The organism is Bombella favorum (assembly GCF_014048475.1).
GTDB classification, from domain to species: Bacteria; Pseudomonadota; Alphaproteobacteria; order Acetobacterales; family Acetobacteraceae; genus Bombella; species Bombella favorum.
This window is the reverse complement of record NZ_NWUS01000001.1, coordinates 545,366-556,343: the sequence shown is the minus strand read 5'-3', so window position 1 is coordinate 556,343 and position 10,978 is coordinate 545,366. Positions and strand designations below refer to the sequence as shown.

The window sequence follows — 10,978 nt, the reverse complement described above, 5'->3', positions numbered from 1 at the left end:
TAAGTTAACAGGTGTTTAAATGGAAATGCGACCATTTTCTCATTATGACACGCTGAGGGGAAGGCTGACTTTCACGGTGATGTGCCAGAAGAGTCGTTTTTCTTGCCTCTTGCCATAACCTGCCCTGTAGCGGCATGGTGCTCCGCATGAGTACTGCACCAGAAAATCACATTATTTTTGATGATGTCCTCCCAATGGCTCAAGGTCTGCTGGAGGCAGAACGGGACGAAACCGCCAACTTAGCCAATATTGCTGCTCTGCTGTTCGAGGCGATGGCGCAGGTTAATTGGGTTGGCTTTTACCTGATGAAAGGGGGCGAGCTGGTGCTTGGTCCGTTTCAGGGGCGGGTCGCCTGTACGAGAATTGCCGTGGGCAAGGGCGTCTGCGGGGCCGCCGTGGCAGAACGGGCCGTGCAGCGTGTGGCGGATGTTCACGCCTTCCCCGGCCATATTGCCTGTGATGGTGCTTCTGAATCAGAAATCGTCCTGCCCATCATGAAGAATGGTGAGGTTCATGGCGTGCTGGATATCGACAGCCCCGTGAAGAACCGGTTCTCAGCGGAGGATCAGGAAAAACTGGAGGCTCTTGTCCGGCTTCTGGAAGCGCATCTCTAGCGTTTCAGACGCCGGAGCAGGCGGCTGCGGAGCTCCTCTAGGCTCAGGACCCGTAGAGCGATGAGCAGCCCACCATAGAGTATTGCACTACTGCCGATGAGGCAGAGCAGCATGAAAAGCCGGGGTAGGGCATGCCACTCGGGCAGATTGGTGGTGAGTAGATTGGCACCACCCCATGCCCACATGCCCATAACAAGGGCCGCTAGCATGATGCGGGTAGCCCGTGTCACGCTCTGGAAGGTAGGGCGGAAGGACTCCCGCTGCCAGAGTAAGCAGCCCAGTGCAATCATGTTGATGATAGCGGCCAATGCACTCGCCAGCGGAGGGGCCAGATGGGCCAATGTGCGGTAGAGCAGCAAGTTGAGGGCCAGATTGATCCCCATCGTCACGAAGCCGATGCGAACGGGCGTTGAAGTATCGCCTTCGGCAAAGAAGGCCGGGGCCAGCAGTTTGATGATGATGAAGGCAGGCAGGCCTAGCGCATACATGCGGAGTGCCGCAGCGGAATTATGAACATCTAGCAGAGAAAAATGCCCATAGCCGAACAATGTGGCCATGATCTCCGGTGCCAGACTGAACAGCCCGATCATGGCAGGCAGGCTCAGCAGCAGGGCATAATTCATGGCCTGATTTAGGCTGGCCTGCAAAGCGGGACGGTCATTGGCGGTGATGTGGCGGGTGAAGAGAGGCAGCAGGGTTGTTCCCAAAGCGGCCCCCAGTACACCAAGAGGAAGCTGGTTGACCCGGTCTGCAAAATAGAGCCACGAGATGGAGCCTGTCGGCAGCAGAGTGGCGATAATAGTATCAATGGTCAGGTTGATTTGTGTAACACCCGAACCGACTAGCCCCGGCAACATGCGGCGGATCAGTAGCTTGATATCTGCTGAGAGGGTAGGGCGGACCAGCGGCAGCATGAGGCCTGCTTTTCTGGCAGCCCAAAGTAGCCCGGCAAGCTGGAAGACACCAGAAATAGTGATCCCCCACGCACTGGCCGTCGCTACATATTCGTGCCCTCGGAAGGCACCAACCAGAATGGCGATAATGCCAACAATATTGAAGGCGATATAGGCTGCTGAGGCTGCGCCAAATTTCTGGCGGGCGTTCAGGAGGCCCGCCACAAGTGCCGCCCCGCAGATCAGCACCGTATAGGGCATGGTGATACGGGTAAGCTGCACGGCAATGGTAAAGCGTCCCGTCCCCTGCGTCCGAAAGCCGGGTGCGATGAGGTCGATCACCCACGGCATGCAGATTTCTGCCAGAACAGTCAGCAGGCTGAGCCAGAGGAGCAGGAGAGAGAAAGCTTGCCCTGCCAGCAGCAGTGCTTTGTTGGGGCCTTCCTTCTCGTATCGGGCGGTAAAGAGTGGCACGAAGGCGGCGTTTAGTGCGCCTTCCCCAAAGAGGCGGCGGAACATGTTCGGCAGGCGGAAGGCGATTTGATACGCATCCTGCACTGGGCCAGCCCCCAGAAACATGGCCAGAAGCTGGTCACGCACGAGCCCTAGCAGGCGGGAGAGCATGGTCCAACCGCCAACGGTAAGAAGGTGTCTGAGCATGGTCAGGCGTGTTTCTGGCTCACCCGCCGGATTTCTTCCAGAAGACGGGGGGACTGAGGGTCTGTCAGCGGTGTGAACCAGCGATGCAGTCTGCCCTGACGGTCGATGAGATATTTATAGAAATTCCAGCGGGGAAGAGAGAGAAAGCCGCCTTCTTTGGCTAGCCATTTGAAGAGCGGAATAGCCTCCGTCCCTCGGACGACAGACCGGGCCGCTAGAGGGAAGCTAACGCCGTAACGCCGCTGGCAGAACTGGCTGATCTGCTGCGCATTGCCGGGTTCCTGCTTGCCAAAGTCATTACTGGGCACCCCAAGGATGATGAGCCCATCCGGTGTGGAATGGCCCATCTCCCGCCATAGTTTCTGCAACCCTTCATACTGCTTGGTGAAACCACATTCCGAAGCTGTATTGACAATCAGAACCGGGCGTCCCCGCCACTGGGAAAAGTCAATCTCCCCGCCCTCAAGGGCAGGTAGCCGGAAATCATGGAAACGGGTCATGAAGGGTCATCCTGATAGGGTGATATAAGGCTGGGGCATCCAGTCGGGCAGGTTATTCAAAACAGGGTGGGCGGTCTAACAGTTCATCCCTGGCTTGATGGGGCGTAAGCTCGCCGGAAATGAGGCGGGTGATGACATTGATAATGGGGGTTTCGATGTCAAAACGCTGGCCGAGTTTCTTCAGAGTGGGGGCAGTTAGCACGCCTTCGGCGACTGTATCACGTTTGGCAAGAATATCCTCGACATTCTCCCCACGGCCTAGGGCTACGCCCAGACTGTAATTGCGGGAGCCTGCCCCCGTAGCGGTCAAGATCAGGTCCCCCATACCCGCCAGACCGTACATGGTGCGGCCCTCGCCACCCATGGCATTTACAAGGCGGGCTGTCTCGGCCAGGGCACGGGTGATGATGGCGGCTCTGGCATTTTCTCCCATCTTGGCCCCAACGCTGATACCCGCCCCAATGGCAATTACATTCTTGGCTGCCCCGGCGAGCTGAACGCCCAAAGGGTCGGTACTGGCATAAAGGCGCAGCGTAGGGGTGGTGAGACGCCGGGTCAGCTCCGTCACGAAGGGCAGGTCGGCGGCTGCCAGAGTGGCCGCAGCTGGCATACCCTGTGCGACCTCAATGGCAAAGTTGGGGCCGGAGAGAACAGCTGCCGGACGGCCGGGCATGGTTTGGGCGATAATCTCCAGTGGGAGCATGAAGGTTCCCTGTTCCATACCCTTACAGCAGGTAACAACAGGAACATCAGGCTTCAGGCGTTGCTGGAGAGCTAGTGACGTATCACGCAGCCCCTGCGTGGGAACGACGAGGAGGACAATATCCGCCTCGGAAGGCAGAGTGCTGGTCACCGTGATGCCGTCTGGCAGGGTGACCTGCGGCAGGTGGGGCATGGTGCGTGTACCGTCTGGCACGGGGGTACGTGTCCAGAGGGTGACGTGGGCGATCCGGGATAGGGTGCAGGCCAGAGCAATACCCCATGCTCCGGCCCCGATGACGGCAATGCGTGGCTGGCTAGTCATGCGGATGGTTCCATCAGAGGGGAGTGCCCAACGGGGGGCGTTTCCTGCGGTGTGTGTGGCTGGTAAGGTTGGCGTTCATCTAGCGGCCAGCGGGGGCGGGGGGCAAGGGAAATATCATCCGGCACTTCTCCCTGCTTTAGCCGCTCCAGAGCGGCCCATCCTATCATGGCGGCATTGTCGGTACAGAGCCGCAGCGGTGGGGCGAGGAAGGCGATCTTATGAGCCTCGGCAATGCGTTCCAGCCGCTGACGCAGGGCTGTATTGGCGGCAACGCCACCGGCGACCACAAGGGTTGTCACCTGCGGGGCTATGGCCAGTGCGTTGGTGATACGGTCCGCCAGTACATCCGTTACGGCCTGTTGAAAGGAAGCGGCGAGGTCAGCAGCGACCTGTCGAGGCAGGGCCTCCCGGCCATAAGGTTCAATATGGCGTGAGACTGCCGTTTTGAGGCCGGAGAACGAAAAATCGCAACCGGGGCGGCCTTTCAGCGGGCGGGGCAGGCTGTAGGCTTGCGGGTTGCCCTCCCGTGCCAGTTTTTCCAGGGCTGGGCCACCGGGCCAGCCCAGCCCTAGCATCTTGGCGACTTTATCGAATGCTTCACCAGCGGAATCATCAATCGTACCACCAAGGCGGCGATATTGGCCCGTATCTTCCACGGTGATGCACTGGCAGTGACCACCAGAGACCAGAAGTGCCAGATAGGGGAAAGCTGGTGCCTGTTCGTCCGGGCGCAGGGCAGCGGGCAGGCGGGGGGTGAGGATGTGCCCCTCAATATGGTTGATACCCATGAAAGGCTTTCCACAAGCCATGGCCAACCCTTTGGCGTAGGAGCTACCAACAATCAGCCCGCCAATGAGGCCAGGGCCGGTTGTGGCGGCGAAGAGGGCGATGTCCTTCAAGGTCAGCCCCGCCCGTTGGAGGGTCAGGTCCACCAATTCTGGTAGAGCGTTCAGATGGGCACGGGCGGCCAGTTCCGGCACAACCCCGCCCAGAGCGGCATGATCTTCTTGCGAGAGAACGCTTTCCCCTAGCAGGGTACCATGAGCATCCAAAATGGCGCAGGCCGTATCATCGCATGAGGTCTCTATGGCGAGGAGCGGTGTCAGGTGGGAAATGTCAGACATGATTGGTTCATTATGGCGGATTCTTCGGAGCATGACACCCCTTCCAGAATCGGTTATGGAGGGAACACCATGAATGCTTCAAACTTTTCCTCCGCAGCTCTCCAGAAAATTGCTGCCGAAGCGGCCCGCCGCTCCCACGTTCAGGCGCCACCGGACCGCCGTAAACTTCCTCTGCGGGTGGGGACACGGGCGTCCCCGCTAGCGCTGGTGCAGACACGGCATTTTCTGACCCGTCTGACCCGTTTCTGCCCTGTTCTGCGGGACATGGGGGCCTTTAAGGAGGAGCAGATGCAAACCTCCGGGGACCTCAACCTCAAGGACCGCTTGGCAGAGATCGGCGGGAAGGGGTTGTTCTCCAAGGAGATTCACGAGCTTCTGGCCGTAGGGGGCATTGATTTTGCCGTCCATAGCCTTAAGGACCTTGAGACGCATCTGCCGCCGGGGCTGGTGCTGGCCTGCACGATGAAGCGTGAAGATGCCCGTGATGTGTTGATGCTGCGGAAACGTGGTGTAACGGTTGACCCTGAAAGGCCGTTCGACTGCCTGCCAGAAGGGGCATTGGTTGGTTGTGCTTCTGTTCGCCGTCAGGCGCAGATGCTGCATGTCCGGCCAGACCTGCGATTCACTCTGCTGCGTGGCAATGTGCAAACCCGGTTGGATAAGCTAGGTGCGGGCCAGTGCGATGCGACCTTGCTGGCTTATGCTGGGCTGAAACGCCTTGGCATGGAAGATCGCATCGATGTGCCGCTTTCCCCCGATGTGATGTTGCCTGCATCCGGGCAGGGTATTGTTGGCGTAACCGTGCGTGAGAGCGACCATGAGCTGCGGGAGCTTCTGTCTGCTATTGAGGACCCGGAAGCTCGTGCTGTGGCCACGGCAGAACGTGCCCTGCTGGCGGAGCTTGATGGTTCCTGCCGGACACCAATTGGTGGCTATGCCCAGTTGAAAGATGGGCGGCTTTATCTCTCTGGTCTGGTAGCTAGTGAGGACGGCACCTTCCTGCTGCGCCGGGAATGTGAGGGCCTGCCGGAGGATGCGGCACGGATGGGGTATGAGCTGGCGTGCGAATTGCGGCGAGATACGCCGCCTGACATTTTTGCTAAGATTGTCCAACCGTAAATCATGCGTCAGGCAGTGTTGGTCACACGGCCTGAACCGGGTCTGAGCGAAACGGTTAGTGCCGTGCAGGCGCAGGGGTGGCGGGCTATTGCCAGCCCCCTCATGACGATGCGTCAGATGCCTCCGATAGCGGATCATCCCTGTCGGGCTATGCTGGTGACGAGCAGTCAGGCTCTGCCGTTTCTGGTGAATCAGGACCGGGACCGTTTGTTGCTGACGGTAGGCAACCGTACGGCACAGCGGGCCGAGGCGATGGGTTTCCAGCGTGTTGAAGCGGCTTCTGGCACGCAGGAAGGGTTGGAAGCACTGTGTCGCCAGAAAAATCTGTGTGGTTCTGGCCTTTTGCTGGCCTGCGGACGGGGGCGGCACGGCCAGCCGTACGGGGTTGATCTAGCAGCAAGGTTGGGGGCGCAGTGGGTCGAAGCTTATCAGGTGCAGCCTGTAGAGCATCTTTCTAGGGCAGCGTTGGAGGCTTTGGCTACCGGAGAGCTGGAAGCTGTTCTTTTTTATTCTAGCGAAACAGTGGCTCTGTTTATGGAATTATGCCCGCCAGAGTTTTACGACCAGCTCGGCCAGTGTCGGGCTATTTGCTTCTCACAGGCTATTGCCAAACGTGCTGAGGCGATGGGGCAATGGGGGTGTATTGAGGTTGGTTCACCCCTTACGGTGCTTGGGGAGAGACATGAAAAAAAGGCGGACCATTAAAGGCCCGCCTTATCCATACTAAGACCGTGACGGCCTGTAGATCAGGCTTCGCCTTCTGGCTCAGGGAAGTTCTGTTCCTGCTTGGCCTGCCACAGAGCGGCAAAATCAATCGGCTGGAGAGCAACCGGCGGGAAGCCGCCATCCCGTGTCACATCGCTGATGATGGCCCGGGCGAAGGGGAAGATCAGGCGGGGCACTTCCACTAGCAGAATCGGTTCAATGATTTCCTGCGGCGGGTTGTCCAGCGTGACGATAGCGGCATAGGCAAGTTCTGCGATGAAGACGACCGGCCCCGGCTCCTTGCTGCCTTCCAGCGGGGCTTCAGTCGCCTCGGTACGGATGATCAGCGTGACCTCGTAGATGGATTGTTCCTGCTCGATACGATTGGCCTGCACATCAATATTCACGTTAACCTGCGGCGGGGCCTGAAGAGACGTGAAAGTGGCTGCACCACGGGGAACCTCAAAGGACAGGTCCTTGGTGTATTGCAAATTGATGGCCAGCGGCAGGGATGGCGGCGTGTTGTCCTGCGGGGTTTCCGGGTTTTTTGTATCGGGCATCTGAATCATCCTTGTGTGAATGTGCCTGCGTAAGGTGCCTGCGGAAAAAGCTGTCCGCCAGTACGGGGGACAAGGCCTATATCCTGCATGGGCGTGTCCTCCCAGCCGGTAGCATGTCTTGGGGGAGGGGCCAAGCAGGGAGGCCGCCTTTGTCTCCCCAATAAGGCAGGATAGGTGGGACGTCTTGAGATTGCTGCTGGAGCATCCTACCTTTAAGGCATGGTACGGGTAGGGCTGCGTAGGTCTGTACCCGGATGTGATGATTAGGACGTAAGATGACGGCTTTCCCTTGGGATATCGTTTTGTGGGCTCTGCTGGCTGTAGCGGTGGGCAGTACCGTATTTTTTGTTCTGGGGCGCCGTGTGGGGGCACAGGCCATTCGGCAGGAGCAGATACCGACAGCCCATACAGTTGGCAGGAAGCAGGAAGGCGGCGTAGCAGAGGCTCCCAAGCCCCCGCCACTGCCTGGCCGCTCTGGGGTGGAGCAGAAAGCGACAGAATACGGGTTGCCACAGGCTGATACGCAGCTTGGGCAATCGCTTGTTCGAGTCGGTACGGAGGTCAGCGGGTTTTCGGCTGAATATTTCCTCAAGAAGGCCGAGGATATTTTTGCCCGTACCGTCAAGGCATTTGCTTGCGCTGATGTCGCTACGCTGGAGAAGGTATTGGCTCCCGACGTGCTGGCTACTTTCCGTCATGCGCTGGAGGAACGGCAGAAACGCCAAGAGCAGGTGCATTTGGAGCTACGGCGTATTGAGCGGCTGGATTATGTGTCTGCCGTTGCGGCAGGTGAGGGTAGTGATGTCTGCCGCCTCTGTGTTCGCATTGTGTCGTGGCAGGTCAGTTATTGCCGGGATGAGCAGGGTACACTCGTTGAGGGGACGGAAGCTCTGACAGAGTTTCGTGACCGCTGGAGTTTTGAACAGGGTGCAAATGGCCAGTGGAAGGTGGTTGCAACAGAGGCCGAGTGAGGCTACCCCGCTCTGATAAGGTTGGTCTCCCGTACGGGGAGGCCGGGTATGATGAAGGCCCGGTACTGTTCATACCGGGGCGGGTGGCTCTGTTATGATAAAACGCTGTTTTTCCTCTGCTGGTCCGATATTGGCCCCTTTGATGGCGCTGGCTCTGTCTGGGTGTATGCCTGGCGTGCCGACGGGAAAGGTGGATATCACCCCCGTTAGTTTTGGGCAGCTATCGGGGTGGGAGAGCGAGGACCATACCGGGCTTGTTGGTATGGTGAGGATGGAATGTTTACGCATTGCCCACCTACCAGCGGATACGTCCCTTGGTGGGGCTACAACCCTGCCTTACGGCCGCAACATGAAGGACTGGCAAAATGTCTGCACGGCAGTGTCCTCCGTACAGGCTACCAATAGGGCAGAGGCGAAACAGTTTTTTGAAAGTTGGTTTCAGCCTTACTTTGTAAAGCAGGATGCTTTCTACACAGGCTATTATGACCCGGAAGTGCCGGCCTCGCTGACACGGGGTGGTGAGTATCAGATTCCCGTTTATGGTCGCCCGAAGGACCTTCTGCGGGGCCGGAACCAGAAGGGCGAACTGGAATATGGCCATTGGGTGGACTCCGTTTTTCGCCCCTATGATGACCGAGCAGCCATTGATGCAGGCTCTTTGGAGGGCAAAGGCCTCGAAATTGCCTGGCTGAAAAGCCCGGTCGATCTGCTGTTCTTACAGACGCAGGGGTCTGGCCGTTTGCGTCTGCCAGATGGGCAGCAGGTGTTTCTTGGATATGATGGACGCAACGGGCAGCCTTATGTTCCGATTGGTCGTGTGTTGATCAAACGCAAGCTGATGAAGCCGGAAGAGGTTAATGCTCAGAGCATCCGGGACTGGCTGGCTAATAATCCGGCTCAAGCAACTTCCATTCTGGAGGCAAATCCAAGTTACGTCTTCTTCCGTCGTACGCAGCGCACAGAGAATGAAGGGCCGACAGGTGCTTTCGGTTTGCCGCTGACACCACAACGATCCCTCGCCGTGGATAGACGGTTCATCGGTTATGGGATGCCTGTTTGGGTAGATATTAGCGGGAAGGATGCGCAGGGGCGTTTTGTGACATGGTCACGGATGGTCTTTGCACAGGATACAGGCAGTGACATACGAGGTGCCGCACGAGGGGACCTCTTCCTTGGTTGGGGTGATAGAGCCGCAAATATTGCCGGAGATATGAAGAATCATGGCCGTATGATGGTTCTGGTTCCTCTGCCTGAAGCAAAAAGGGCGGGGGATGATCAGCCCACTGCTACCGTGGCTGGGAGCATTCCAGCAGGGGTAGGGCAGACGGCCAGATGATACGTGCGCGTCGTGAGACGCTGGGGATGCATACGCTCATCCGGGGGGATTGCCTGAGTGTCATGCGGCGTATGCCCGCAGGCAGTGTGGATGTGGTGGTAACATCCCCCCCCTATAATCTTGGCTTGGCCTATCGGAGCTACAAAGACAGCCTGTCCGAGGAGAGTTACCTCGACTGGATGGAGGTTATCTGCTCCAAAGTGGCCCGTGTCATGCGGGATGATGGCTCTTTTTTCCTCAATATTGCGGGGTCTTCTGCCCAGCCGTGGTTACCCTTCGAGCTGATGGTCCGGTTGCGAAAGCTCTTCACCCTTCAGAACCATATTTCATGGATTAAATCTGTAGCGGTGGGGGAGGTGACACATGGGCATTTCAAGCCGGTCAATTCTCTCCGTTATGTTAACAGGAACCATGAACATATTTTCCATCTGACGAAACAAGGCGATGTGGAGCTGGATAGGCTCGGCGCGGGTGTGCCGTTCACGGATAAGAGCAATATCCATCGCCGGCAGCACCGGGAGGATCGCCGCTGCCGGGGAGATACATGGTTTATCCCTTATGAGACAGTCCGGAGTCGGCAGGCCCGCTATAGTCATCCGGGAACATTCCCGGTTGCTCTGCCAGAACGCTGCATCCGCCTGCATGGGGTGAAACCGGATATGATAGTGCTAGATCCGTTCATGGGGACGGGTACGAGCCTTATTGCTGCAGAGTCGTTGAAGATACGTTCCATCGGGATTGAGGCGGATACGACCTATGTCCGGTTTGCACGCAAACGGCTGCGTGCCATGATAGCGCAGGGTGATGGTACCGATGCACTGATGGAAGACGGGGCGCAATAAGGTGGCAAAACGGGTTCTCGGTGATGATGAAGCCGCATTATGGCGTGCTTTTGTACAGGGTGTAGCACCTCTGCGTGGCCGGAAGGACGCGGCGAAAGCACCAGCTGAGGCATCACCCGGGCAGGGAGCGGGCGCATCGCCTCGCCAGCCAGCGGGGGGACGGATGACGGGCATGGTGACCGTGCGGCTGGTGAGGGGGGCTCCACCGGCTCAAGCCGCATCGCCGGTCCGGCCTGCGCCTCATGTGGGGGTTCGTGCGCCCGGTCTGGATGATACGCAGTGGCGTCGTCTTTCCCGTGGGCAGTTTCGGGTTGACGCCAGGCTCGACCTACATGGTTATATCGTTCAGGAAGCTTTTGAGGAGTTTCATCGTTTCATGCAGCGTAGTCGTGTCATGGGCTGGCGTTGTGTTGAGATTGTTACAGGGTTGGGCAGTGGTGCCCGTGGGGGAAGTATCCGCCGGGAGTTGCCCCATTGGCTTCATAGAGCAGATATTGCCCCCATGGTGCTGGGGGTGGTGCATAGCCATCAGGGAAATCGGGGGGCTTTACGGCTTCTTTTACGGAAAAAACGCTAGAGGTGTGCGAGGAAAGCTATTCCGACCTTGGAGAAGCGGAAGAGGTTTTCTAT

12 protein-coding genes are annotated in these 10,978 nt (G+C 58.2%); 7 read left to right on the top strand and 5 right to left on the bottom strand.

Going from position 1 to position 10,978, the window contains the following annotated elements; translation table 11 throughout:
- The first annotated feature begins 146 nt into the window (after positions 1-146).
- Positions 147-614 (top strand): GAF domain-containing protein, encoded by a 468-nt coding sequence (locus tag CPA57_RS02595; RefSeq protein WP_182081224.1) that lies wholly within the window; start codon positions 147-149, stop codon positions 612-614.
- On the opposite strand, the gene murJ is transcribed toward CPA57_RS02595, so the two are convergent.
- From murJ to tsaD, 4 genes are read right to left on the bottom strand one after another with little or no spacing between them, the layout of a single operon-like run.
- The gene (murJ, locus tag CPA57_RS02590; protein ID WP_182081222.1) at positions 611-2,167 is read right to left on the bottom strand and encodes a murein biosynthesis integral membrane protein MurJ; all 1,557 of its coding nucleotides are present in this window, start codon (positions 2,165-2,167) and stop codon (positions 611-613) included. The two genes, CPA57_RS02595 and murJ, sit on opposite strands and share 4 nt — an antisense overlap.
- 2 nt (positions 2,168-2,169) lie before the next feature.
- Positions 2,170-2,667, bottom strand: coding sequence for a glutathione peroxidase (locus tag CPA57_RS02585; protein ID WP_077395303.1), 498 nt, complete (start codon positions 2,665-2,667; stop codon positions 2,170-2,172).
- Positions 2,668-2,719: 52 nt separating this feature from the next.
- The gene (locus CPA57_RS02580) at positions 2,720-3,691 is read right to left on the bottom strand and encodes an NAD(P)H-dependent glycerol-3-phosphate dehydrogenase (RefSeq protein ID WP_182081220.1); all 972 of its coding nucleotides are present in this window, start codon (positions 3,689-3,691) and stop codon (positions 2,720-2,722) included.
- The gene (gene tsaD, locus CPA57_RS02575) at positions 3,688-4,815 is read right to left on the bottom strand and encodes a tRNA (adenosine(37)-N6)-threonylcarbamoyltransferase complex transferase subunit TsaD (protein ID WP_182081218.1); all 1,128 of its coding nucleotides are present in this window, start codon (positions 4,813-4,815) and stop codon (positions 3,688-3,690) included. The genes CPA57_RS02580 and tsaD overlap by 4 nt, the downstream gene beginning before the upstream one ends.
- 69 nt (positions 4,816-4,884) lie before the next feature.
- Between tsaD and hemC the strand changes: the two genes are divergently transcribed.
- Positions 4,885-5,934, top strand: coding sequence for a hydroxymethylbilane synthase (hemC, locus tag CPA57_RS02570; RefSeq protein ID WP_182081216.1), 1,050 nt, complete (start codon positions 4,885-4,887; stop codon positions 5,932-5,934).
- Between the two features lie 3 nt (positions 5,935-5,937).
- Positions 5,938-6,639 carry a uroporphyrinogen-III synthase gene (locus tag CPA57_RS02565; RefSeq protein WP_182081214.1) on the top strand — a complete coding sequence of 234 codons (702 nt, stop codon included), beginning with the start codon at positions 5,938-5,940 and terminating at the stop codon, positions 6,637-6,639.
- A 41-nt stretch (positions 6,640-6,680) separates the two neighbouring features.
- On the opposite strand, the gene secB is transcribed toward CPA57_RS02565, so the two are convergent.
- Positions 6,681-7,199: a protein-export chaperone SecB gene (gene secB, locus CPA57_RS02560; RefSeq protein ID WP_077395820.1), complete on the bottom strand. Its 519-nt coding sequence runs from the start codon at positions 7,197-7,199 to the stop codon at positions 6,681-6,683.
- 275 nt (positions 7,200-7,474) lie between these two features.
- Here secB and CPA57_RS02555 point away from each other — a divergent pair, with 275 nt between their 5' ends.
- From CPA57_RS02555 to CPA57_RS02540, 4 genes are all read left to right on the top strand, one after another.
- Complete coding sequence (locus CPA57_RS02555; protein ID WP_182081212.1) at positions 7,475-8,170, top strand: Tim44/TimA family putative adaptor protein; 696 nt, start codon at positions 7,475-7,477, stop codon at positions 8,168-8,170.
- A gap of 166 nt (positions 8,171-8,336) precedes the next feature.
- Positions 8,337-9,506, top strand: coding sequence for a murein transglycosylase A (mltA, locus tag CPA57_RS02550; RefSeq protein ID WP_229709251.1), 1,170 nt, complete (start codon positions 8,337-8,339; stop codon positions 9,504-9,506).
- Positions 9,503-10,348 carry a DNA-methyltransferase gene (locus CPA57_RS02545; protein ID WP_182081208.1) on the top strand — a complete coding sequence of 282 codons (846 nt, stop codon included), beginning with the start codon at positions 9,503-9,505 and terminating at the stop codon, positions 10,346-10,348. The genes mltA and CPA57_RS02545 overlap by 4 nt, the downstream gene beginning before the upstream one ends.
- A 1-nt stretch (position 10,349) precedes the next feature.
- Positions 10,350-10,925: a Smr/MutS family protein gene (locus tag CPA57_RS02540; RefSeq protein WP_182081206.1), complete on the top strand. Its 576-nt coding sequence runs from the start codon at positions 10,350-10,352 to the stop codon at positions 10,923-10,925.
- Positions 10,926-10,978: the final 53 nt, after the last annotated feature.

Bases quoted from the DNA above. Each gene is read 5' to 3' on its own strand.
- CPA57_RS02580 (WP_182081220.1), bottom strand. From the start codon at position 3,691: ATGACTAGCCAGCCACGCATTGCCGTCATCGGGGCCGGAGCATGGGGT.
- CPA57_RS02545 (WP_182081208.1), top strand. From the start codon at position 9,503: ATGATACGTGCGCGTCGTGAGACGCTGGGGATGCATACGCTCATCCGG.
- murJ (WP_182081222.1), bottom strand. From the start codon at position 2,167: ATGCTCAGACACCTTCTTACCGTTGGCGGTTGGACCATGCTCTCCCGC.
- mltA (WP_229709251.1), top strand. From the start codon at position 8,337: ATGCCTGGCGTGCCGACGGGAAAGGTGGATATCACCCCCGTTAGTTTT.
- hemC (WP_182081216.1), top strand. From the start codon at position 4,885: ATGAATGCTTCAAACTTTTCCTCCGCAGCTCTCCAGAAAATTGCTGCC.
- CPA57_RS02565 (WP_182081214.1), top strand. From the start codon at position 5,938: ATGCGTCAGGCAGTGTTGGTCACACGGCCTGAACCGGGTCTGAGCGAA.
- CPA57_RS02595 (WP_182081224.1), top strand. From the start codon at position 147: ATGAGTACTGCACCAGAAAATCACATTATTTTTGATGATGTCCTCCCA.
- CPA57_RS02585 (WP_077395303.1), bottom strand. From the start codon at position 2,667: ATGACCCGTTTCCATGATTTCCGGCTACCTGCCCTTGAGGGCGGGGAG.
- tsaD (WP_182081218.1), bottom strand. From the start codon at position 4,815: ATGTCTGACATTTCCCACCTGACACCGCTCCTCGCCATAGAGACCTCA.
- CPA57_RS02555 (WP_182081212.1), top strand. From the start codon at position 7,475: ATGACGGCTTTCCCTTGGGATATCGTTTTGTGGGCTCTGCTGGCTGTA.
- secB (WP_077395820.1), bottom strand. From the start codon at position 7,199: ATGCCCGATACAAAAAACCCGGAAACCCCGCAGGACAACACGCCGCCA.